The 22,522-nt window shown below is 72.4% G+C and carries 15 protein-coding genes; 4 read left to right on the top strand and 11 right to left on the bottom strand.

Features of this window, described 5'->3' with window-relative positions; genetic code table 11:
• Positions 1–21 precede the first annotated feature (21 nt).
• The 6 genes from ACFTXQ_RS15305 to ACFTXQ_RS15280 form a co-directional block, all read right to left on the bottom strand.
• The gene (locus tag ACFTXQ_RS15305) at positions 22–1,266 is read right to left on the bottom strand and encodes a YncE family protein (protein ID WP_382640677.1); all 1,245 of its coding nucleotides are present in this window, start codon (positions 1,264–1,266) and stop codon (positions 22–24) included.
• 129 nt (positions 1,267–1,395) lie between these two features.
• Positions 1,396–2,547 carry an XdhC family protein gene (locus tag ACFTXQ_RS15300; RefSeq protein WP_382640674.1) on the bottom strand — a complete coding sequence of 384 codons (1,152 nt, stop codon included), beginning with the start codon at positions 2,545–2,547 and terminating at the stop codon, positions 1,396–1,398.
• Positions 2,548–2,622: 75 nt separating this feature from the next.
• Positions 2,623–4,086: an NCS2 family permease gene (locus ACFTXQ_RS15295; RefSeq protein WP_382640672.1), complete on the bottom strand. Its 1,464-nt coding sequence runs from the start codon at positions 4,084–4,086 to the stop codon at positions 2,623–2,625.
• A gap of 340 nt (positions 4,087–4,426) precedes the next feature.
• The gene (gene pucD / locus ACFTXQ_RS15290) at positions 4,427–6,823 is read right to left on the bottom strand and encodes a xanthine dehydrogenase subunit D (protein WP_382640669.1); all 2,397 of its coding nucleotides are present in this window, start codon (positions 6,821–6,823) and stop codon (positions 4,427–4,429) included.
• A 2-nt stretch (positions 6,824–6,825) separates the two neighbouring features.
• Positions 6,826–7,431 (bottom strand): (2Fe-2S)-binding protein, encoded by a 606-nt coding sequence (locus ACFTXQ_RS15285; protein ID WP_382640666.1) that lies wholly within the window; start codon positions 7,429–7,431, stop codon positions 6,826–6,828.
• A gap of 2 nt (positions 7,432–7,433) precedes the next feature.
• The gene (locus ACFTXQ_RS15280) at positions 7,434–8,327 is read right to left on the bottom strand and encodes an FAD binding domain-containing protein (RefSeq protein ID WP_382640664.1); all 894 of its coding nucleotides are present in this window, start codon (positions 8,325–8,327) and stop codon (positions 7,434–7,436) included.
• 254 nt (positions 8,328–8,581) lie between these two features.
• Between ACFTXQ_RS15280 and ACFTXQ_RS15275 the strand changes: the two genes are divergently transcribed.
• Both ACFTXQ_RS15275 and ACFTXQ_RS15270 read left to right on the top strand, forming a co-directional pair.
• Positions 8,582–10,261 (top strand): PucR family transcriptional regulator, encoded by a 1,680-nt coding sequence (locus ACFTXQ_RS15275; RefSeq protein ID WP_382640662.1) that lies wholly within the window; start codon positions 8,582–8,584, stop codon positions 10,259–10,261.
• Positions 10,262–10,442: 181 nt separating this feature from the next.
• Complete coding sequence (locus ACFTXQ_RS15270; protein WP_382640751.1) at positions 10,443–11,210, top strand: hypothetical protein; 768 nt, start codon at positions 10,443–10,445, stop codon at positions 11,208–11,210.
• A gap of 352 nt (positions 11,211–11,562) precedes the next feature.
• On the opposite strand, the gene ACFTXQ_RS15265 is transcribed toward ACFTXQ_RS15270, so the two are convergent.
• Positions 11,563–12,225 carry a GntR family transcriptional regulator gene (locus ACFTXQ_RS15265; protein WP_382640659.1) on the bottom strand — a complete coding sequence of 221 codons (663 nt, stop codon included), beginning with the start codon at positions 12,223–12,225 and terminating at the stop codon, positions 11,563–11,565.
• A 104-nt stretch (positions 12,226–12,329) separates the two neighbouring features.
• Here ACFTXQ_RS15265 and ACFTXQ_RS15260 point away from each other — a divergent pair, with 104 nt between their 5' ends.
• Positions 12,330–13,208: a (2Fe-2S)-binding protein gene (locus ACFTXQ_RS15260; protein WP_382640656.1), complete on the top strand. Its 879-nt coding sequence runs from the start codon at positions 12,330–12,332 to the stop codon at positions 13,206–13,208.
• Positions 13,209–13,407: 199 nt separating this feature from the next.
• Positions 13,408–14,466: a DUF2637 domain-containing protein gene (locus tag ACFTXQ_RS15255; RefSeq protein ID WP_382640653.1), complete on the top strand. Its 1,059-nt coding sequence runs from the start codon at positions 13,408–13,410 to the stop codon at positions 14,464–14,466.
• A gap of 39 nt (positions 14,467–14,505) precedes the next feature.
• Here the strand turns inward: ACFTXQ_RS15255 and ACFTXQ_RS15250 are convergent, their stop codons facing one another.
• The 4 genes from ACFTXQ_RS15250 to ACFTXQ_RS15235 form a co-directional block, all read right to left on the bottom strand.
• Positions 14,506–14,922 carry an ATP-binding protein gene (locus ACFTXQ_RS15250; RefSeq protein WP_382640649.1) on the bottom strand — a complete coding sequence of 139 codons (417 nt, stop codon included), beginning with the start codon at positions 14,920–14,922 and terminating at the stop codon, positions 14,506–14,508.
• 132 nt (positions 14,923–15,054) lie between these two features.
• Entirely contained in the window at positions 15,055–16,797 is a 1,743-nt protein-coding gene (locus tag ACFTXQ_RS15245; protein ID WP_382640646.1) for a pyruvate dehydrogenase, read from the bottom strand.
• Positions 16,798–16,863: 66 nt separating this feature from the next.
• Entirely contained in the window at positions 16,864–18,534 is a 1,671-nt protein-coding gene (locus tag ACFTXQ_RS15240; RefSeq protein WP_382640644.1) for a protein phosphatase 2C domain-containing protein, read from the bottom strand.
• A gap of 102 nt (positions 18,535–18,636) precedes the next feature.
• Positions 18,637–22,416 (bottom strand): S8 family serine peptidase, encoded by a 3,780-nt coding sequence (locus ACFTXQ_RS15235; protein ID WP_382640641.1) that lies wholly within the window; start codon positions 22,414–22,416, stop codon positions 18,637–18,639.
• Positions 22,417–22,522 lie beyond the last annotated feature (106 nt).

The following is a 22,522-nucleotide window of genomic DNA, read 5'->3' as shown; positions in this document are numbered from 1 at the left end:
CGCCCGCCCCCGCCGGCCGCCCTATCGGAGGGTGGGGCCGGTCCAGCCGGCCGGGACGTGCCCCAGCCGGACCCGCTGCGGGTGGTCCCCGACGGATACGGACACCCGCTTGGCGCCGGTGGCGAAGTCGATGGCCGTGACCCGGTCGGCGCCGCTCTCGGAGATCACGCAGGCCGTGCCGTCGCCGTCGACGGTGGCCCAGTACGGCTTGTCGGCGGGCACGAGCGGCCCCTCGGTGAGGGTGGCCCGGTCCACGACGGTCGCGTAGTCGTCCATCGTGCCCGCGATGCAGAGCTTGGCCCCGTCCGGGCTCATGGACATGCCGTGGTGGCGGGAGTCGTTGACCCACTTGGTCCGGTCGGTGCTGGTGGCCGGGTTCTCGGGGAGGGTCTTGAGGCGGGTGATCCGGTCGGAGGCCACGTCGTACTCCAGGAAGCCGTTGAAGAAGGACACCTGGAAGTAGAGCTTCGACTCGTCGGGGCTGAAGGCGACGGGGCGCACGGCGTCGGACAGGTCCTTGCGGCCGAAGGCGTCGAGCCGCTCCCGCATGTCGATCACCCGTACGGTGCGGAAGGTCTGCGCGTCGACGACGGTGATCTTCCGGTCGCCCTTCGTCCAGTCCAGCCAGGGCGCGTCGAGGGCGGAGGTGACGTCCCCGATGGAGCTGTTCCACAGGAAGCGGCCGTCGCGGGTGAAGGTGTTCTCGTGCGGCTTGTCCCCGGTGGCGAACGAGCCGAGCTGCCGGCCGGTGGCGATGTCGAGGACGTGCACGGTGTTGGCGGTGGAGGCGGAGACGGCGACCCGGGTGCCGTCGGGTGATACGGCCATGTGGTCGGCGCGGTAACCGGCCACGGGAAAGCGCCAGTTGATCCTGCCCGACCGTACGTCGATGGAGACGACGTCGGCGAAGCTGGGCCGGGAGGCGACGACGGCCGAGCCGTCCGGGGTGGTGTACATGTCGTCGACGAACTGGTCGTGGCCCTCGCCCGCGGTGGCGCGGATGCCCAGGAAGAAGCCGAGCCTGACGGGGTTGAGGTAGATCTCCCGGAGGCGTTCCTCCTTGTCGGGTATCACGTTGACGCGGCCGACCTTGGCGAGATCGCCGGTGGAGGCGAGGACGTCGGCGGTCCCCTCCCAGTTGTTCCCGACGAAGAGCACCTCGCGCAGCCCGTCTCCGGGCGCGGAAGGCGCGGCCGCCGCCGGCGCGACGGCGGTCAGCAGGGTGGCCGCGGCCAGCGCGCCCAAGGTGCGGAGGGTACGTGACATCCGTTCAACTCCGGTGGGGGAAGGGATGGAGAGGGTGCCTCCTGTTACCGGCCGGTAAAATAGGCGGAACGCCAAAAGGGCGCAACCCCTACGGGGTGCGCCCTTGGCTCACGTACTTGGATCAGACCTTCAAGCGACGGACCCGATCCGGCCGACCACCGTGTTCGAGACGTCCGGGTGGATCGGGATGTGCGCGCCGGTCAGGGCGGCGCCGGTGCCGCCGCGGCGGTTGGCGACGATCTCGGCGGCTATGGACAGCGCGGTCTCCTCGGGGGAGCGGGCGCCGAGGTCCAGGCCGATCGGGGAGCGCAGCCGGGCCAGTTCCAGCTCGGACACGCCGACCTCGCGGAGCCGCTTGTTGCGGTCCTCGTGGGTGCGGCGGGAGCCCATGGCACCGACGTAGGCGACGGGAAGTTTCAGGGCCAGTTCGAGGAGCGGGACGTCGAACTTGGCGTCGTGGGTGAGCACGCACAGGACGGTCCGGCCGTCCACGTCCGTGCTCTCCAGGTAGCGGTGCGGCCAGTCGACGACGATCTCGTCCGCCTCGGGGAAGCGGGTCTTCGTCGCGAAGATGGGGCGCGCGTCGCAGACCGTCACGCGGTAGCCGAGGAACTTGCCGATCCGCACCAGGGCGGAGGCGAAGTCGATGGCACCGAAGACGATCATCCGCGGGGGCGGGACGCTGGACTCGACCAGCACCTTCAGCGGCTCTCCGCAGAGCCGGCCGTCGGCGCCGACCTCCAGCACGCCGGTCTTGCCGGCGTCGAGCATGGCGCGGGCCTCTTCGGCGATGGTGCGGTCCAGCTCGGGGTGTCCGCCGAAGCCGCCCTCGAAGGCGCCTTCGGTACGGACGAGCACGGCGCGGCCCATCAGCTCGGCCGGGCCCTCGGCGATCCGGGCGACCGCCGCCGCCTCCCCACGGGCGGCGGCGGCCAGCCCGGCCGCGAACACCTCCCGTACGGGAGAGCCCACGGGGACCGGGGTCACGAGGATGTCGATGATGCCGCCGCAGGTCAGACCCACGGCGAAGGCGTCGTCGTCGCTGTAGCCGAAGCGCTCCTGGACGGTCTCGCCGTCCTCGAGCGCCTGCCGGCACAGCTCGTACACCGCTCCCTCCACGCATCCGCCGGAAACCGAGCCGATCGCCGTGCCCTCGCTGTCGACGGCGAGGGCGGCTCCGGGCTGCCTGGGCGCGCTCCCGCCGACCGCCACGACCGTGGCGACGGCGAAGTCTCGTCCCTGCTCGACCCACCGGTTCAGTTCTTCGGCGATGTCCAGCATTGCGGCCTCCTCGGAGGGGTTCGGGTTCCAGTATCGGATGCGTGGAGGGTCAGACGGGTGACACGGTCCGTCCCGTTACTTCACGCCGAGCCACGCCTCGATGGGGTGGAGGGCGAAGAAGACCAGGAAGACACCGGTCAGCACCCACATGAAGGCGCCGATCTCGCGGGCCTTGCCCTGCGCGACCTTGATGGCCACGTAGGAGAGCACACCGGCGGCGACACCGGGGGTGATCGAGTAGGTGAAGGGCATGATCACCACGGTCAGGAAGACCGGGATGGCGGTCGCGGTGTCGGCCCAGTCCACGTGGCGGGCGTTCTGCATCATCATGGCGCCGATGACGACCAGGGCCGCGGAGGCGACCTCACCCGGGACGATCTGCGTGATCGGGGTGAAGAAGAGGCAGGCGGCGAAGAGCAGACCGCTGACGACGGAGGCGAGACCTGTGCGGGCACCCTCACCGACGCCGGTGGCGGACTCAACGAAGACGGTCTGGCCGGAGCCACCCGCGATGCCACCGATGGCGCCACCGGCACCGTCGATGAACAGGGCCTTCGACAGACCCGGCATGCGGCCCTGCTCGTCGGCCAGCTTGGCCTCGGTGCCGACGCCGATGATGGTGGCCATGGCGTCGAAGAAGCCGGCGAGCACCAGGGTGAAGACGATCATGCCGACGGTCATGACACCGACGTCGCCCCAGCCGCCGAAGGAGACGTCACCGAAGAGCGAGAAGTCGGGCATGGAGACCGCGGAGCCCTCGAGGACCGGCGGACCGTTCTTCCAGGCCTTCGGGTCGATGTCCGCGACGGCGTTCAGGATGGCCGCGAGGACGGTGCCGCCCACGATGCCGATCAGGATGGCGCCGGGGACCTTGCGGGCCTGCAGCATGAAGATCGTCAGCAGGGTGACGCAGAAGAGCAGGACGGGCCAGCCGGCGAGCTCGCCGACCGAACCGAGCTGGACCGGCGGACCGAACTCGGGGCCCTTGCCGACGAAGCCGGCCTTCACGAGACCGATCAGGGCGACGAACATGCCGATGCCCATGGTGATCGCGTGCTTGAGCGCGAGCGGGATCGCGTTCATGATCATCTCTCGGAGGCCGGTGACGACCAGGAGACAGATCACGACGCCGTACATCACGCACATGCCCATGGCCTGCGGCCAGGTCATCTGCGGGGCCACCTGCGAGGCCAGTACGCCGGAGACGGACAGGCCGGCGGCGAGGACCAGGGGCACCTTGCCGATGAAGCCCATCAGGAGCGTGGTCAGGGCCGCGGCGAAGGCCGTGGCCGTGATCAGGGCCGCCGGAGCCATCGTGTTTCCGGCGACGTCCTTGCCGGAGAGGATCAGCGGGTTGAGCAGGAGGATGTACGCCATGGCCATGAACGTCGTGACACCGCCACGAATTTCATTGCCGACGTTGGATCCTCTGTGGGTTATGTGAAAGTACCGGTCGAGCCAAGAACGCCCAGCGGGGTTGAGAGTGCCGTCGCCGGCCTCTTCCGCGGTGGTCTTGGGCTCCACTGACGACTGGGTCATGGTGCCTAACTCCCAAGGTTCAAAGGGGCACCCGCATGGAGATTGGAGACGCGGGATTTGGGAAACTGCGTTGGCTGCACGACCCGGGGTGACGGCCCGAGGCGACGCGAATGTGCACTGCGTGTACTGCGGGTAGTGCGGGGGTGACCGCTGGTACTACGGGGGTTCTTGCAGGGGTACTGCCAGGTATTGCCGACTACAGCCGGGTAAAGGACCGCGAGCGGTGCGGTACTTCGTGTACTCCGGGCGGTGCGACTGGAAGTGTGACGTTCCCGAATGTCACACCGCCCGGAGAGTCTTTGGGGGTCCGGGGGCCTCGCGGCCCCCGGACCACGCCGTCCTAGAGGGTCCCGGTGAGGGCTTCCGGACGGATCGGCGTCTTGTTGAGCTCCAGGCCCGTCGCGTTCCGGATCGCCGCGAGGACGGCCGGGGTGGACGACAGGGTCGGGGCCTCGCCCAGACCGCGAAGGCCGTACGGCGCGTTCGGGTCGGCGAGCTCCAGGACGTCGACCGGGATGGTCGGGGTGTCGAGGATCGTCGGGATCAGGTAGTCCGTGAAGGAGGGGTTGCGCACCTTCGCGGTCTTCGGGTCCACGATGATCTCCTCCATGACCGCCACGCCGAGACCCTGGGTGGTACCACCCTGGATCTGGCCGACCACGGAGAGCATGTTCAGCGCCTTGCCGACGTCCTGGGCGGTCGCCAGCTCGACGACCTTGACCAGGCCGAGCTCGGTGTCCACCTCGACGACCGCGCGGTGCGCGGCGAAGGTGTACTGGACGTGGCCGTCGCCCTGGCCGGTCTTCAGGTCGAAGGCGACCGTCGGACGGTGACGGAACTCGAGCTCGAGGTCGATCGCCTCGCCCTCGAGGATGTCGGCGATGTCCGCGAGGACCTCGCCGCCGTCGGTGACGACCTTGCCGCCCTCCAGGAGGAGCTCGGCGTGGGCCCAGGCCGGGTGGTACGAGCCGTTCTTGCGGCGGCCGATCTCCAGCAGGGCCTCGCGGACGGCCTCACAGGTGTTCTTCACGGCGCCACCGGTCATGTACGTCTGCCGCGAGGCGGACGTGGAACCGGCGGAGCCGACCTGCGTGTCGGCCGGGTGGATGGTCACCTGCGTGACACCCAGCTCCGTACGGGCGATCTGCGCGTGGACGGTGACACCGCCCTGGCCGACCTCCGCCATGGCCGTGTGGACCATGGCGACGGGCTCGCCGTTGATGACCTCCAGGCGCACGCGGGCGGTGGAGTAGTCGTCGAAGCCCTCGGAGAAGCCGACGTTCTTGATGCCGACCGCGTAGCCGACGCCGCGGACGACGCCCTCACCGTGGGTGGTGTTGGAGAGACCACCCGGCAGCGCGCGGACGTCCGCACCCTCGCCGGCGCTCTCCCACTGGCGCTCCGGCGGCAGCGGGCGGGCCTTGACCCGGCGCAGCAGCTCGGCGACGGGCGCCGGGGAGTCCACGACCTGGCCGGTGGGCATGATCGTGCCCATCTCCATGGCGTTCAGCTGGCGGAACTCGACCGGGTCCATGCCCAGCTTCGCCGCGAGCTTGTCCATCTGGGCCTCGTACGCGAAGCAGGCCTGGACGGCGCCGAAGCCGCGCATCGCGCCGCAGGGCGGGTTGTTCGTGTAGAGCGCGATCGCCTCGATGTCGACGTCGTCGATGACGTACGGGCCGACGGAGAGGGAGGACGCGTTGCCGACGACGGCCGGGGAGGCCGAGGCGTAGGCACCGCCGTCGAGCACGATCTTGCACTTCATGTGCGTGATCTTGCCGTCCTTGGTGGCGCCGTGCTCGTACCAGAGCTTCGCCGGGTGGCGGTGCACGTGGCCGAAGAAGGACTCGAACCGGTTGTAGACGATCTTGACCGGCTTGTTCGTGGCCAGGGCCAGGAGGCACGCGTGGATCTGCATCGAGATGTCCTCGCGACCACCGAAGGCACCGCCGACGCCGGAGAGCGTCATGCGCACCTTCTCCTCGGGCAGGCCGAGGACGGGGGCGATCTGCTTGAGGTCCGAGTGCAGCCACTGGGTGGCGACGTAGAGGTCGACACCGCCGTCCTCGGACGGCACGGCCAGGCCGGACTCCGGGCCGAGGAAGGCCTGGTCCTGCATGCCGAAGGTGTACTCGCCCTCGACGATCACGTCGGCGCGCTTGCGGGCCTCTTCCACGTTGCCGCGGATGATCGGCTGGCGGTGCACGATGTTCGGGTGCGGGACGTGACCGGAGTGGTGGTCGTCGCGGCCCTCGTGGATCAGCGGCGCGTCGGCGGCGAGGGCGGAGGCCTCGTCCGTGACGAGCGGCAGCTCCTTGTAGTCGATCTTGATCTTGGCGGCCGCGCGGCGGGCGGTCTCCGGGTGGTCGGCGGCCACGAGGGCGACCGGCTCACCGTGGTGACGTACCCGGCCGTTGGCGAGAACCGGGGTGTCCTGGATCTCGAGGCCGTAGTTCTTCATCTCGGCCGGCAGGTCGTCGTACGTCAGGACCGAGTAGACGCCCGGCATGGCCAGCGCCTCGGAGATGTCGATGGAGACGATCTCGGCGTGGGCGACGGTGCTGCGCAGGGTCTGGCCCCACAGCATGTCCTCGTGCCACATGTCCGAGGAGTACGCGAACTCACCGGTGACCTTGAGGGTGCCGTCCGGGCGGAGCGTGGACTCGCCGATGCCACCCTTGTTGTGCTTCTGGGTGACGTCCGTCGGCGCGCCGACGGTGCGGGTGTTCTGCGCCATGGTCAGACCGCCTCTCCCTGACGGGCGGCCGCGAGGCGGACCGCGTCGAGGATCTTCTCGTAGCCCGTGCAGCGGCAGAGGTTGCCGGACAGGGCCTCACGGATGTCCTGGTCGGACGGGTCGGAGTTCTGCTCCAGGAGCGCGTCGGCCTGGACCAGCAGACCCGGGGTGCAGAAACCGCACTGGACGGCGCCGGCGTCGATGAACGCCTGCTGGATGTTGGAGAGCTCGATGCCCTCACCGGTCTGCGAGTCGCCGGGCTTGGCGGCCCACTGCTTCGCCTCGTCGGTGGAGACGCCCTTGCTGCCGCAGCCGCCGCCGGTGCCGCAGGCACCGCCGTGGCCGTGCTCGTCGCGCTGCTTGGCGAAGTCGGCCAGGCCCTCGACGGTCACGACGTCGCGACCCTCGACCTGACCGGCCGCTACCAGACAGGAACAGACCGGCACGCCGTCGAGGCGGACGGTGCAGGAACCGCACTCGCCCTGCTCGCAGGCGTTCTTGGAGCCGGGCAGGCCCAGGCGCTCACGCAGCACGTAGAGAAGGGACTCGCCCTCCCAGACGTCGTCGGCTTCCTGCGGACGACCGTTGACAGTGAAATTGACGCGCATGATTACGCAGCCCCTTCAAGCGAGCGGCCGTTCGTGCCGCGGTACTGCTCCCAGGTCCAGACGAGCTGGCGGCGAGCAAGGATGCCGACCGCGTGACGGCGGTACTTCGCCGTGCCACGGACGTCGTCGATCGGGTTGCACGCGGCGGAGGCGAGCTCACCGAACTGCTTGGCGATCGACGGGGTGATGACCTTGCCGTTGTCCCAGAAACCGCCCTCTTCGAGCGCGGCGTTCAGGAACTCCTCGGCGGCCTTGGCCCGGATCGGGGTCGGGGCGGCCGAGGCGATACCCGTACGCACGGTGCGGGTGTCGGTGTGCAGCGCCAGGCCGAAGCCGCAGACCGCGATGACCATCGCGTTGCGGGTGCCGACCTTGGAGTACTGCTGCGGGCCCGTGGCGTTCTTGATGTGCACCGTCTTGATGAGCTCGTCGGCGGCGAGCGCGTTGCGCTTGACGCCGGTGTAGAACTCGTCGATCGGGATCAGACGCGAGCCGCGTACCGACTCGACCTCGACGTGGCAGTCGGCGGCGAGCAGGGCGGGGTGGGAGTCACCGGCCGGCGAGGCGCAACCGAGGTTGCCGCCGACACCGCCGCGGTTGCGGATCTGCGGGGACGCGACCGTGTGCGAGGCGAGCGCGAGACCCGGCAGCGTGCCGCGCAGGTTCTCCATGATCTGGGTGTACGGGACGGAGGCGCCGAGCTTGGTGACCTCCTCGCCTACCTCCCACTCCCGCAGCAGCTCGATGCGGTTGAGGTCAAGGAGGTACTCCGGACGGCGGTGGTCGAAGTTGATCTCGACCATGATGTCGGTGCCACCCGCAATCGGCACAGCTGTGGGGAACTCGGCCTTAGCGGCGAGCGCCTCCTCCCAGCTGGCGGGGCGAAGGAAGTCCATGTGCGGCTCTCTTCTTCTTAATCGGGTCGTTCACTTCAAGCCAGGAGGCCTTGAGGCCCTCGACTGGTCGTTCACGTGCTGTTAACGCGGTGTGGAGCCAGTACACAAGCCCCGCGTCCCCCGGGTGCAGTCACCGAAACCATGAAGGAGTTGGCTGACGACCTCCCTCGTCTTGTAGATTCGTATGAAAGGCAGGATGCGACGACCTGCCCGATTTCCAACGGCAACATTCGAGACAGATCGGCGGCGACATCATGCGGCTGCGCGCACTGCTGGAAACCGAGGCGCTGGGGCTGCGGCTGCTGGGCGGCGAGGAAGAACTCGACCGGACGGTCCGCGGGGTCATGACAACCGACCTGAGGGATCCCAGCCGATACCTCACCGGGGGCGAGCTCGTCCTCACTGGCCTGGCCTGGCGAAGAAATTCAGCCGACTCAGAGCCGTTCGTACGAATCCTCGCGAGCGCGGGCGTGGCGGGCCTCGCGGCCGGCGAGGCGGAGCTCGGGGACATCCCCGATGATCTGGTCTCGGCCTGTATCCGCAATCGTCTGCCGCTGTTCGCTGTGAACGAAGACGTTGCATTCGCCACGATCACGGAGTACGTGGTTCGGCAGGTCTCGGGAGAGCGCGCCGGGGACCTCGCGGCCGTCGTGGACCGACACCGCCGTCTGATGACCTCGGGGCCTGCCGGCGGCGGTCCCGACGTGGTGCTGGATCTGCTCACCACCGACCTCGATCTCCGGGCCTGGGTGCTGTCCCCCACGGGCCGACAGATCGCCGGGGCGGGCGAGCCGCTGGCGCCGGGCGTGTGCGCAGCACTGGCGAGCGAGCACCTCGCGGCGGTCCGGACGGGCCGCAGGGGACCGCACCGGATCTCCATCCAGGGTATTACCTACTCGCTCTTCCCGATCAGGGGACACGGCCGCGGCGCGGCCGGCCCCGCCGCCCGTGACGTGCGCGAGAGCGTGCTGTCGGACTGGCTGCTGGCGGTGGAGGCGGACGCGGGCGACTGGCCCGCCGAGCGCCTGGACCTGCTCCAGGGCGTCACCCAGCTGATCGCCGTCGAGCGGGACCGGCGCGACGCGGCCCGCACGGTGCGCCGGCGCCTGGCACAGGAAGTCCTGGAACTGGTCCAGACGGGTGCACCGCCGGCCGAGATCGCCGCCCGCCTGCGGGTGGCGGCGCCGGTGCTGCTGCCCGGGCTGGGCACGGCGCCGCACTGGCAGGTCGTCGTGGCGCGGGTGGACTGGGACGGCGGGGACATCCCCGGCGGCCCGGTGGCCCAGTCGCTGCTGGAGGAGATCCTCGTCGACCCATCCGTGTCGGGGCCGGAGCCCTCGGACCGGATCGCCGTCGCGCACGCCGGGGACGAGGCCATCGCCCTCGTACCGCTGCCCTCGCCGACCGGTGAGGGCGGGGAGGAGAAGGGCCCCGACTCGGCCCTGCACGCCGACGCGCTGCTCGCGGCCGTACGGGACCCCCTCCAGGCCGGTCTGGCCGACGACGGCCGGCTCACGCTGGGCGTCAGCGCGGCCGTGCACTCCGCCGAGGGGCTGCGCGGGGCGCTGGAGGAGGCCCGGCACGCCCGCCGGGTCGCCGCGGCCCGTCCGGGCCGGGTGTGCGCCGCGGGCCACCACGAGCTGGCCTCGCACGTGCTCCTGCTGCCGTTCGTCCCGGACGACGTCCGCCGCGCCTTCACGGCCCGGCTGCTGGACCCGCTGCGGGACTACGACCGGCGCCACCGCGCGGAGCTCATCCCGACGCTGGAGGCCTTCCTGGACTGCGACGGTTCGTGGACCCGGTGTGCGACGCGGCTCCACCTGCACGTCAACACGCTGCGCTACCGGGTCGGGCGAATCGAGCAGTTGACGGCGCGTGACCTTTCCCGGCTGGAGGACAAGCTCGACTTCTTCCTGGCACTGCGCATGAGCTGAGGAGATCCGCCCGGGTGGGGCGGGGACGGCCCAGGGGGGTGCCTGACGAAGGGTCCGGACTTTGTGAAAGAGTTCACCCGACCCCTTGGCCGAAGCCGCAGATCCGTGCTCTCATTTCGCCCCAGGGCTCAACGACGTGCTGCTTGGTTGCTTTGGGGAGGGCAATGTGGCGGATACCGCCATGTCGAGTGCCGGAACTACCGGGGGAGACGACCCCCTCCAGCGGGCGATATGGCGGCTGCGCTCGCGCGGCTGTTGGACCGACGCCGCGGCTCTGCTGACACCGCACGCCGGCCGCAGCGCACCGGCCGGGGCGGCCGTGCAGCGGACCGCGCTGCTGGTCGAACGGTGCCTGTTCACCGGGCAGGGCTGGGCCGAGGCCGAGGACGCGCTGCGGGTCGCCGAGGCGGTCGCGCAGGACGACGACGACCGGGGCGCGGCCGCGTGTGAGCGGGGGCAGCTGGCGTACGCGGCGACCGTGCTCGGGGTCCGGGACCGGGCCGACGAGGCCCGCTCGGCGCTGGGCCGGGCGGCGGCCCTGCTGTCCCCCTCCTCGCGGACCCGCCCGCTGCTGGACTTCCGCCGGGGCCTGGTCGCCGAGCACCTGACGGACGCCCCGCAGTCGGCCCGTCCGGCGTACCTCCGGGCCCATGAGGGGGCGCTGGCCCACGGGGACACGCTGCTGCTGTCGTTCACGTGGCGGCACCTGGCCGCGCTGGCCCTGCGGGACGGGGAGGTGGCGGAGGCCCGCAAGGGCTTCGCGGAGTCCCTCCGCATCCGGGAGGACCTGGGTTTCCTGATCGGCACGGCTCCGGCGCTGGCCGCGCTCGCGGAGGCCGAGCCGGAGCCCGAGGCCGCCCGTCTACGCGCGGAGGCCCGCCGCCTCTTCCACCTCCTCGGGGGCATCCCCACCTGGCTGGCGGACCAGCTGTCCCCGACCCCCGCGTAACCGCTGCGCGGGCGGGGCCGGAGGACACCGGCGGCGCCGCCGCCGCTGGGGCTCCGCCCCAGACCCCGCTCCTCAAACGCCGGAGGGGCTGAGATTGCCCCCGAGGCGCGAGGCGAAGCCCCGTGCGCGTGCCCGCACAAGCGCACTCGCGCGGGGCAAATCCAGCCCCTCCGGCGTTTGAGGAGCGGGGTACGGGGCGGAGCCCCGCGCCTGTGCCCGCGCGGGTGCACTCGGGCGGGGCAAATCCAGCCTCGCCGGCGCTTGAGGCGCGGGGTACGGGGCGGAGCCCCGCGCCTGTGCCGGCACGGGCGTGCTCGGGCGGGGGCGGGGCGGCGGAGCCCAGCGGCGGCGGCTAGGCGGGGGCGCCCGCGAAGTGTTCGCGGACCAGGGATTCGACCACCGGGAGGTCGCCCGCGATCAGGGCTTCCAGGAGGGCCGAGTGTTCCGCCGCGTCGGCGACCAGGTCGGCCCGGCGGATGCGCGGGGCGCCCGGGAGGGGCCACTGCGCCCGCCGGTGGAGTTCCTCGGCCACCGTCACGAGCTGCGCGTTGCCCGCCAGGGCGAGGACCTCCCGGTGGAAGGCCCGGTCGGCCTCCGCATAGCCCGGCAGGTCGCCCTCCGCCGCCGCCTCGGCCGTGGCGGCCGCCGCCGGCCGCAGCGCCTCCCACGCGGCCGCCGGCACCGCCCGGGCCAGCCTCAGCATCACGGGGACCTCCAGCAGGGCCCGTACCTCCGCCAGCTCGGCCAGCTCGCGCGGCGTGCGCGACAGCACCCGGAAGCCCCGGTTCGGCAGGCATTCCACCGCCCCCTCCAGGGCCAGCTGCTGCATCGCCTCGCGCACCGGCGTCGCGGAGACCCCGAAGCGCTCCCCCAGGGCCGGGCCCGAGTAGATCTCCCCCGGCACCAGCTCCCCCTCGACCAGCGCGGCGCGCAGCGCGTCGAGCACCTGCCCGCGCACCGAATGGCGCAGCACCTTCCGCGGTTCCGGAATCCCCGCTCGGGCCGTGTCGTGCACTCGGTCCTCCTACGGGGTCTCGGCCTGACCTGAGGATACGGCCTGACCGAGATCGGGTAAGGTAAGGCTAACCTGTTAACGATCGTGTGATTCGGTGGTCCCGCATGACCGTCACGGCCTTCCCTGGCTCCACGGCCCCCTCCCCCTCCCCCGCCCCGGCCGGCTCTCCGGTGGCGGAGGCGTACGCCCGCCTGGCCGAGGTGTACGGCGGGCTGCGGGTCACCGAGCGGGCCGCGCACGAACCCTCCCCTCGCGGTGCGGGGTGGGTCGGCGCGGACGAGCTCGCGGCGGGCGGGGCCGCCCTGGAGGCCTTCCTCGCCTGGGACGACGCCCAGGTGCTCAGGGACTACGGGCGCCGGGCCCGCCCCGACGTGGTGGCGAGCTTCGGGCTGCACCGGTACGCCTGGCCGGCCTGCCTGCTGATCACCCTGCCGTGGTTCCTGCACCGGCGCGTCCCCCGGCTCCCTGCCGCCGGCGTGGCCTTCCACCGGACGCTGGGCCGGATGACCGTCCACGTCGCGGAATTCGCCTGCCTGCCGGACGACCCGGCGGCCGCCCTCCCCGGGGCCCGGGTCGTGCCCGACGAGGAGGCGCTGCGCGAGGAGGTGCGGGCTGCGGTGGCCGAGCACCTCGGCCCCGTACTGGAGGGCTTCGGCCCGCGGATGCGGCGCGGCCGCCGCGCCCTGTGGGGCATGGTGACCGACGAGGTGGTCGAGAGCCTCTGGTACGCCGGACACCTGCTCGGGGAGGAGCAGCGGGCCATGGCCGGGCTGGAGGCGCTGCTGCCCGGCTCGACCGCCCCGTACACCGGCGGCGCCGGATTCCGTACCCTCTCCGGCCCCGACGGCACGGAGCTGCCCACCCGGGACCGGGCCGCCTGCTGCCTCTTCTACACGGTCCGGCCCGAGGACACCTGCGTCACCTGCCCCCGCACCTGCGACGCGGACCGCGTCGCCCGGCTCACGGCGGCCGCCGCCGACTGAACCCACCCCCAGGGGTGGCAGTAATCGAACCCAACCCCGTTCGTGCGGGCGTCAGTTCGAGCCACAACACCCTATCCGGCGGGCCCCGCCCCCCGATGGCGTCCACTTGCCCCGAAACCCGCGTGTACGGCCGACCGGCTGGGCCACTATGGCGCCCGGAAAGCCGCACAGCCGCCAGACGCGAGGCAAGGACATCCGCATGAGACTGACCGACATATCGCTGGACTGGCTGCTGCCCGGCAGCCTGTTGATCCTGGGCGTACTTGCGGCAGTTGCGGTACTGGCCCGGGGCAGGCGCGAGAGCGAGAAGGCCGCGGCCGACGACAGCTGGGAGCGCAGCGAGGAGCGCCGGCGGCGCAAGGAGGCCGTCTACGGGACCGCCTCCTACGTCCTGCTCTTCTGCTGCGCGGCGGTGGCCGCCGCGCTCTCCTTCCACGGACTGGTCGGCTTCGGCCGGCAGAACCTCAACCTCTCCGGGGGCTGGGAGTACCTGGTCCCCTTCGGCCTCGACGGCGCCGCCATGTTCTGCTCGGTGCTCGCCGTGCGCGAGGCCAGCCACGGCGACGCGGCCCTCGGCTCGCGCATGCTGGTCTGGCTGTTCGCGGGGGCGGCCGCCTGGTTCAACTGGGTGCACGCGCCGCGCGGCATGGGCCACGACGGGGCCCCGCAGTTCTTCGCGGGGATGTCCCTCTCGGCGGCCGTCCTCTTCGACCGCGCCCTCAAGCAGACCCGCCGGGCGGCACTGCGCGAACAGGGCCTGATCCCGCGGCCGTTGCCGCAGATCCGGATGGTCCGCTGGATGCGGGCCCCCCGGGAGACCTTCGGCGCCTGGTCCCTCATGCTGCTGGAGGGGGTGCGCACCCTCGACGAGGCCGTGGACGAGGTGCGCGAGGACAAGAAGGAGAAGGAGAACGACCGGCACCGCAGGCGGGAGCAGCACCGCCTGGACCGCGCGCACATCAAGGCGCTGGGCCGCCAGCACCGCGCGTTCGGGCGGGCCCGCGCCCGCCAGGTCGACCTCCCCGAGCTCACGCAGGGAGCGGGCTCCGCGCCGGTCGGCGCGGAGCCGGCCATACCGGAATCGGGACAGCTGCCACCGCGCAGAAGGCCCTCCCTGCAGGCCGTGACCCGCACCGGGTCCGCTGAGGTGACCGGGCCCCGGACGGTGGACCTCACCGCCGAGGACGACACCCAGACCATCCCGCGGCTCGACTCGCTGGAGCGCAAGCTGAAGGACCTGGAGCAGCAGTTCGGCTGACCGGTCCCCCGCCCCGCGCACCCCGGAGGGCCCGCCTGCTCAGGCGGGCCCTCCGTCCAGCTCGAACCAGACCACCTTGCCGCGGCCGGGCGCGCACGCGTCCACGCCCCAGTCGTCGGCGAGCGTCTGCACCAGCACCAGTCCCCTGCCGTGCGTACCGTCGTCGGCGGTCGGTACGTACGGCCGGGGCAGGCGGGCGGCGAAGTCGCGGACCTCGACCCGTAACCGGGTGGCGTCGATGCTGGCGGACACCTCCGCGCCCTGCTCGGTGTGGACGAGGGCGTTGGTGACGAGTTCGGTGATCAGCAGCTCCGCCACCTCGGTGGCGTCCGGTTTGCACCGGTGGCGCATCAACTCCCGCAGCGCCCTGCGGATTTCACCCACCGCCTTGAGATCCGCCCGGCGTACGCTCCGCGTGATCTCCAGCGTGTCCCCGGCCGATGGCTCACGCGGCACCGGCCTCCCTCTCCTCCACGGCTTCCCCGTCTTCGCCCCCACCCGCACGGCGATGTACCTCCCCCGCGTCCACGACTCTCGAACTGGTCTACGGGATGCATGCCCTCCGGGCCGTTCCGCACTCCTGCGGGCTTACGGCCTCGGTACGTTGCGGAGGTTGGATCGAGCCATCTGGATCATCCGGCCCACTCCGCCGTCAAGCACGATCTTGCTGGCGGAAAGTGCGAAACCGGTCACCATCTCGGCACTGATCCTCGGTGGAATCGACAGCGCGTTGGGGTCGGTGACCACGTCCACCAGAGCGGGCCCCTTGTGCCGGAAAGCGTCCTTCAAAGCCCCTGTGAGCTGCTTGGGCTTCTCCACGCGGACCCCGTAGGCGCCCGCCGCGCGGGCGATCGCGGCGAAGTCCGGGTTCTTGTTGGCCGTCCCGTAGGAGGGCAGGCCGGAAACCAGCATCTCCAACTCGACCATTCCGAGGGATGAGTTGTTGAAGAGGACCACTTTGACGGGCAGGTCGTACTGCACCAGGGTGAGGAAATCTCCCATCAGCATCGAGAAACCGCCGTCGCCCGACATCGACACCACTTGACGGTTCCGGTCGGTGAACTGTGCGCCGATGGCCTGCGGGAGGGCGTTGGCCATCGAGCCGTGACTGAAGGAGCCGATGATGCGCCGCTTGCCGTTCGGGGAAAGGTAGCGCGCCGCCCACACATTGCACATCCCCGTGTCGACGGTGAACACCGCGTCGTCGTCGGCCAGTTCGTCGAGCACCGACGCCACGTACTCGGGGTGGATCGGCGTGTGCTTCTCCACCTTGCGCGTGTAGGCCTTGACCACCCCCTCCAGTGCGTCCGCGTGCTTCTTCAGCATCCGGTCCAGGAAGCGGCGGTCGGACTTGGCCTTCACGCGCGTGTTCAGGGCGCGAAGCGTCTCCCGTACGTCTCCCCAGACGGCGAGGTCCAACTGCGAGCGGCGGCCGAGGTGTTCGGGTCGGATGTCCACCTGGACGATCTTCACGTCGTCGGGGAGGAAGGCGTTGTAGGGGAAGTCCGTGCCGAGCAGGATCAGCAGGTCGCACTCGTGGGTGGCCTCGTAGGCGGCTCCGTAGCCCAGCAGTCCGCTCATGCCGACGTCGTACGGGTTCTCGTACTGGATCCACTCCTTGCCGCGCAGGGCGTGCCCGACGGGCGCCTTGACCCGGCCGGCGAACTCCATCACCTCGGCGTGCGCACCGGCGGTGCCGCTGCCGCAGAAGAGGGTGACCTTGTCCGCCTCGTCGACGAGCCGGACCAGCTTCTCGATCTCCCCGTCGCCGGGGCGCACGGTCGGCCGGGCGGTGACGAGGGCGTGCTCGACGGCCTTCTCCGGGGCGGGCAGCGAGGCGATGTCCCCGGGCAGGGCGACCACGCTGACGCCGCTGCGGCCGATGGCGTGCTGGACGGCGGTCTGGAGCAGGCGGGGCATCTGGCGGGGGTTGGAGATCAGCTCGCTGTAGTGGCTGCACTCGCGGAACAGCTGGTCGGGGTGGGTCTCCTGGAAGTAGCCGAGGCCGATCTCGCTGGAGGGGATGTGCGAGGCGAGGGCGAGGACGGGGGCCATGGAGCGCTGGGCGTCGTAGAGGCCGTTGATCAGGTGCAGGTTCCCGGGGCCGCAGGAGCCGGCGCAGGCGGCGAGGCGGCCGGTGATCTGGGCCTCGGCGCCGGCGGCGAAGGCCGCCGTCTCCTCGTGGCGGACCTGGATCCATTCGATCTCACCCGTTCGGCGGATGGCGTCGACGATCGGGTTCAGGCTGTCGCCGACGACTCCGTACATCCGCCGCACGCCCGCGCGCACGAGGATGTCCACGAACTGCTCCGCCACGTTCTGCTTGGCCATGAAGGGGGCGCCCTTTCCGGTTCGGCTCTGCCGGGTGCGCCTCCCATCCATGCACGTTCCGCGCGGTTACGCCTCCCGGCCCTCCCAGACCGCGGCGGCCGTCCGGTCGTCGGCGTAGCCCTTGAGGCGGAGCTGGGTGTCCGCGAGGAAGGCTGCCAGGCCGGGCGGTTCGGCCTGCGACCAGCGGGCGGCGAGCTCGGCCGGGAGCAGGCCCTCCTCGCGCATCGGGTCCGCGAGGCCGCCGGAACAGAGCAGCAGGGTGTCGCCGGGGCGGGCCACCGAGGCGCGGAACCGGAAGCCGTTGCCCTCGGCGGGCGGCTCGGCCGTCTCGGGCGGTGCGGGCTCTGCCGCGGTTGCCGTCCGGGCGGGCTCCAGGTCCTGCCAGTGGCCGTCGCGGAGCCGGAAGAGGCCGCCCGCGCCCGAGCCGAAGCTCACGCGGGTGCGGCACCGCGGGTCCACGGGGAGCAGCAGCCCGCGCAGTCCTGCGGTGTACGCCTCCTCGGCGAGGCCGAGCTCGGCGGCGCGGGCCCGCAGCCGGCCGTAGCCGCGGTCGGTGAGGCGCTGGAGCCCGGAGCGCAGGGCGTCGCGGCGCCCGGCCAGGATGTCGTCGGCCAGCCGCTCCTGGCTGCGGCCGACGGCGGCCGCCACGGTGCGGCAGAGCTCGGCGGCGGCCGCGGCGGCCCCGGGGGCGGCCCGGTCGCCGCCGGCGAGGGCCACCAGGACGAGGGCTCCCTCGCCGCTGCCGAAGCGGGCCGTGAGCAGGAAGTCCCGGCGGGTCTCGCCGCGGAAGCGGGCGGAGTCCCCGCGCAGGGAGGCGGCGCGCAGGGTGTAGGTGCCGTAGCGGGCGCCCTCCAGGACGGTGTCGGGGGTCAGCCCGTCCAGGGCGGCCGGGTCGGCGGCGGGCAGCGCGCCGGGCTCGGCGGCGTAGGTCGGTGCCCGGTCGCCGAGGTGGCTCACCTCGGGCCGCCGCTCCGCGGGCGCCGGCTGCGGTACGGGGGCCGGCGGTGGGGGCGGGGGCGGCAGCTGCCGGGTCAGGTCCTCCTCGTGCGGCGCCTCCCACCGCCCGGCGGGCTCCGCCGGAGGCACGTCCACGTCCCCGAGCGCGTACCCGGTGGCACCCCCGGCCCGCGGATCCCGCGGTGGCGGTGGCGGTGGCGGTACGGCGGGCCCCGGATCCGGAGCCGTCCGCGGCCCCGGCACCAGCCCGGCCGGAACGTCCCCCCACGGCGGGGCCGGCGGCGGCGCCGGCACCGCCGGCCCCTGGTGCGGAACCGGCCCCGGCGGCGCGGGCGGGGGCACGGGCGGCACCGGCGGCGCCGGAGCCTGCGGTGGGACGGCGGCGTGCGGCGGCGGTGGAGGCGGCGGCACGACGGGGTCCCGCGCCTCCTCCGGCCCCGCCGCGTACGGCCCGGGCACGGCCGAGCCGCGCACCTCGGCGGGCCCCGGCGGACGGGCGGCGTCCTGCGGGGGCTCCGGCGGGGCGGCCCCCCGGGCCTCTGCCGGGCCTGGCCCGTACGGCCCGGGCACGGCCGAGCCGCGCACCTCGGCGGGCCCCGGCGGGCGGGCCGGGGGTGGGACGGCGGGGGGTGGTGGGTCGGCGGGTGGGTCCGTGGTCAGGACCGACGCCGAGCGGAACCGGTTGTCCAGGGTGTCCCCCGGGTCGGGTTCCGGGCCCGCGTCCGGGTCCTCGTAGAGCTTCTGCCACCAGTCGTCCGCGCCCGCGCCCTGCTGACTCATGCCCTCATTCTGGGCCTCCGGCCCGGCCGGAAAACGTCGAATGCACGAAAAGGGCCCACCGGGCCGCCGCCCGGTGGACCCCGTCCGCCCTTCCCGTACGGACTAGCGAACGTCGTACGCCCGCGCGACCGTCTGGGTGACCTGGGCGCCGTTCGCGTCGGTCAGTTCGACCTTCAGCGACACCGGCTTGCCGGAGGCACCGGCGTGGTCCACGACAGCGGTCCACCTGCCGCCGCGCTCGCTCATTTTCGCCTCCGTCCAGTTCTCCCCGTCGTAGGAGTAGGAGAGCTTCGCCGACTTCAGCGCGCCCGGCGCGTAACCGGCGTGCCCGGTGACGCTCAGCCCGATGCTCTGGCCGTCGGCCGCCGGAACCGTCTTGAGGCCGTCCAGCGGGGCCGCGTACCTCGGGAAGAGGATCGGCAGGCCCTGCGAGTACGCGGAGGCGTCGAGCTTCGAGGTGAAGCCCCACGTCGTGCTGACGGCGCCGGAGCGCTGCCAGACCCGGGCGGGCGGGCCGATCTTCTCGATGCTCTGGGTCAGTTCGTAGCGGCCTTCCCCGGCCGGGACCTCGAAGACCCCGAACGGGTACCAGCTCTCCCCGACGACCTCCCCGTTCCGCTTGAGGACGAGGCCGCCGACGTCACCGAAGGAGCCCGGCTGCGCGGCGTGGGCGCTGTCGCCCCACATGGCGGGGGCGAAGCCGATCAGGTTGCCCTGGCGCTCCGCGGCGAGGGTCTCCCTGCCCGACGCGTCCCGCGGGGCGACGGGGCCGGTGATCCCGTCGTACCAGGCCTCCCTGGTCTTCTGGCCCTTGGTGTAGGTGCGCTGCGCGCCGGCCATGAACTCGCCCCACGGGAAGCTGCTGGAGAGCAGCTGGTCCCAGGCCGTGTCCCCGGCCGAGTAGTACTCGGTCCGCCTGCCGGGCGCCGCGACGGTCTCGATGCCGCCGAAGAACACGGCGCTGCCGATCGGCCGGTAGGCGCCGGCCAGGTCGATGAAGTCGGCGGCCACGCCCATGGAGTTGTAGGTGGACTCGACCTGGCCGAGGTCGCGGTCGCGCACCCGGTAGGTGTGGCCCGCCTGGAGCTGCCCCTTCTCGGGGAAGGCGAGGGAGTAGACGTACGGGCTCTTCGCCGTGCCCTTCCAGGACAGCGTGACCTCGCCCGCCTTCAGCTTGGCCAGCAGGGCCTGCCCCTCGGCGGCCTCGATGGACAGGGCGGGCAGCGCACCGCCCGCGTAGCCGGTGAAGGCGACCCAGCGGCCGGGGGCGTCGCGGTAGGCGAGCACGGCCTTGGCTCCGGCCGCCCGCGCGTTCTGCGCCACCTCGTACAGGGCTGCGTCCGCGGCCTTGACCAGCACGATCGCGTCCTTGGCGCCGGCGGTGGCGAGCTCCTCGGGGGTGCCGGTGCCCGCGTCGACGAGCGGCGCGGTGCCGGTTCCGTCGAGGTTGTCGCTGCCGGTGGAGGCGGTGATCGGGTGCAGGACGGGACCGCCGGCGGCCTTCAGCTCGGAGACCAGCGGCGCGGCCGCCCGCCAGTAGCTGCCGAACTCGAAGTCGCCGTCCGCGGCGCGGCCTTCGACCGAGGCGTAGAAGCCGCGGATCGTGCGGCCGCCCATGGCGGTGCCCGCGTGCAGCCAGGCGTCGCCCCAGCTGCGGGCGAAGCCGAGGGTGGTGTTGCGGGACTCGACCGGCTTGTCGGCCTCGATGGCCAGGCGCCCGGCCTTGCGGGCGTCGAGCACGACGGTCGTGTCCTTCTTCAACTCGACCTGGGGGCGGCCGAGGTAGGTGAGGGAGTCGATCAGCCCGCCCTCGCCCGCCCCGGCGTCGGGGGTGCCGACGAAGGCGGAGAGGAAGTACGCGCCCGGGCGGACCCGGTAGACCTGGTCGGCGGAGCCGTCGTTGAAGCGGCGCTCGCCGGTGGCGTCGTCGGTGCCGATCACGTCCAGGGAGGACGGTCCGGCGGCCGGGCGGCCCGCGCGGTCGAGGAGCTTGACGCGCAGGGTCACCGTCTCGGGCTCGACGTAGAGGGAGAAGGGGGTGGAGACGCGCACGCCGGCGGCGGTGGCGACGACGCGGCCGGTGACGTCCCCGTACTGGGAGCGCTCCAGCTTCGCCGCCGGGTCGAGGGCGAGCGGCACCTTGACGGTGGCGCCGGCCGGGACGGTGACCGTGCGGCTGTCGAGGCGGGCGACCTGGCTGCGGACGGCGGAGCCGTCGTTGCCGGTGACCTTCTCGACGGCGAGGTTCAGGGTGACGGGCTTGCCGCCGGTGTTGGTGTACGGGACGTCGACGCTCGTGCGGTCGCTGCGGTCCTGCGGCCAGTTGTACGCGCCGCCCTGCACGGCGGGGGCGCCGGTGACGGTGGTGTCGACGGCGGCCTTCACGTCGAGGCGGCCGCCGCCGGTCTCCCGTACGTCCCCGGGGACGGCCGTGTCGGCGGATCCGACGAGGGCGGCCTTGACCTGCTGCGCGGTCCAGTCGGGGTGACGCTGCCTGACGATGGCGGCGGCGCCCGCGACGTGCGGGGTGGCCATCGAGGTGCCGGACATGGACTGGTAGGCGTAGACCCCGCGGCCGCCCATGGCGGCCGCGGAGATGCCGACGCCGGGGGCGGCGATCTCGGGCTTGAGGGTGTGCCGGAGTCCGGCCGGGCCGCGGCTGGAGAAGGCGGCCGTCCTGTCGTCGCGGTCGACGGCGCCGACGGTCAGCACGCTCGGCGCGCAACCGGGCGAGGAGACGGTGTTGTTGCCGGGGCCGGAGTTGCCGGCGGCGATCACGAAGAGGGGGCCCTGCTGCGAGAGCCGTTCGGCGGCCGTGGCGAGGGGGTCGTCGCAGGCGGTCTGGGAGGGGTCGCCGAGGCTCATGGAGACCACGTCGGCCTTGCTTTCGACGGCCCACTCCATGCCGGCGATGATCCACGAGTCGAGGCCGTAGCCCTGGTCGTCGAGGACCTTGCCGCTGAGCAGCTCGGCGCCGGGGGCGACGCCCTTCTTGGCGCCGCCGCTCTCGGCTCCGGAGCCGCCGACGGTGGAGATGGTGTGGGTGCCGTGGCCCTGCCGGTCTGTGTCGGTGTCGGAGTCGGTGAAGTTCTTCGACCGGGCGACGCGGCCCTTGAGGTCGGGGTGTTCCAGGTCGGTGCCGGTGTCGAGGACGGCGACCTTGGTGCCCTTGCCGTCGTAGCCCGCGGCCCAGGCGGCGGTGGCGTTCACCTGCTTGGTGGAGCGCTCCAGGTTCGCCCGGACCTTGCCGTCCAGCCACAGCTTCTTCAGCCCGCCGGAGACGGAGCGCGCGCGGGCGTCCGCGGCGGACGCGTCGGCGGTGACCTCGGCCCAGAAGGCGGCTGCCTGCTCCTTGTCGGCGGCGAGCGCGACGCCGCCGATGGAGCCGAGGACGAGGGTGCGGGCGGCGCCGCGGGGTGCGGGCGGGGCGCTGCGCGCCACGTTGACGGAGCCGTCGTAGACCGCGATCAGGGGGAGCTTCCTGGTGTGGGCGTCGTCGTAGCCCTGACGGATGAGACCGGTGACGTTGAAGAGTTCGTGGTCGGCCCGGCCCGCGGCGAGCGCCTTGACGGCGCTTTCGGGGTAGACGTAGAGGTCCTTGCCGTTCTGGCGGGTCTGCACGATCGGCTGCGAGCCGTCCGGACGCGGCATGGCGGTGGCGGCGGTGCGGCCGGCGGCGTCGGTGGAGACGAGGATCCGGTCTCCGGTGACCAGGGTCACGGTGACGGGCGCGGCGGGCTGCTGTCCGGCGGCCCCGCTCCCGACGACGGGTCTCCTGTCCGGCGCTCCGCCGCTCGGCTGTGCCGTGGACGGGCCCACGGCGGTCACGGCCAGGACGGCCGCGGTGGCCGCTCCCACTGCCGTACGCGATATCGGGCGCATCGCTCTCCCCAGGTGAATTCCGGCTGATTGAGACCAATTACGGCATTGCGCGGCAAAGCCGCCGCGTAAATGGCCTCTGGCCGGCGGATGTTGGTGCTGCGGTGGC

Source organism: Streptomyces sp. NPDC057010, from assembly GCF_042673805.1.
GTDB lineage: Bacteria > Actinomycetota > Actinomycetes > Streptomycetales > Streptomycetaceae > Streptomyces.
The sequence above is the reverse complement of the archived record's forward strand: the minus strand, read 5'-3'. Positions and strand labels throughout refer to the sequence as shown.

Bases quoted from the DNA above. Each gene is read 5' to 3' on its own strand.
- ACFTXQ_RS15305 (WP_382640677.1), bottom strand. From the start codon at position 1,266: ATGTCACGTACCCTCCGCACCTTGGGCGCGCTGGCCGCGGCCACCCTG.
- ACFTXQ_RS15255 (WP_382640653.1), top strand. From the start codon at position 13,408: ATGAGACTGACCGACATATCGCTGGACTGGCTGCTGCCCGGCAGCCTG.
- ACFTXQ_RS15280 (WP_382640664.1), bottom strand. From the start codon at position 8,327: ATGGACTTCCTTCGCCCCGCCAGCTGGGAGGAGGCGCTCGCCGCTAAG.
- ACFTXQ_RS15295 (WP_382640672.1), bottom strand. From the start codon at position 4,086: ATGACCCAGTCGTCAGTGGAGCCCAAGACCACCGCGGAAGAGGCCGGC.
- ACFTXQ_RS15300 (WP_382640674.1), bottom strand. From the start codon at position 2,547: ATGCTGGACATCGCCGAAGAACTGAACCGGTGGGTCGAGCAGGGACGA.
- pucD (WP_382640669.1), bottom strand. From the start codon at position 6,823: ATGGCGCAGAACACCCGCACCGTCGGCGCGCCGACGGACGTCACCCAG.
- ACFTXQ_RS15235 (WP_382640641.1), bottom strand. From the start codon at position 22,416: ATGCGCCCGATATCGCGTACGGCAGTGGGAGCGGCCACCGCGGCCGTC.
- ACFTXQ_RS15275 (WP_382640662.1), top strand. From the start codon at position 8,582: ATGCGGCTGCGCGCACTGCTGGAAACCGAGGCGCTGGGGCTGCGGCTG.
- ACFTXQ_RS15270 (WP_382640751.1), top strand. From the start codon at position 10,443: ATGTCGAGTGCCGGAACTACCGGGGGAGACGACCCCCTCCAGCGGGCG.
- ACFTXQ_RS15285 (WP_382640666.1), bottom strand. From the start codon at position 7,431: ATGCGCGTCAATTTCACTGTCAACGGTCGTCCGCAGGAAGCCGACGAC.
- ACFTXQ_RS15260 (WP_382640656.1), top strand. From the start codon at position 12,330: ATGACCGTCACGGCCTTCCCTGGCTCCACGGCCCCCTCCCCCTCCCCC.
- ACFTXQ_RS15245 (WP_382640646.1), bottom strand. From the start codon at position 16,797: ATGGCCAAGCAGAACGTGGCGGAGCAGTTCGTGGACATCCTCGTGCGC.
- ACFTXQ_RS15240 (WP_382640644.1), bottom strand. From the start codon at position 18,534: ATGAGTCAGCAGGGCGCGGGCGCGGACGACTGGTGGCAGAAGCTCTAC.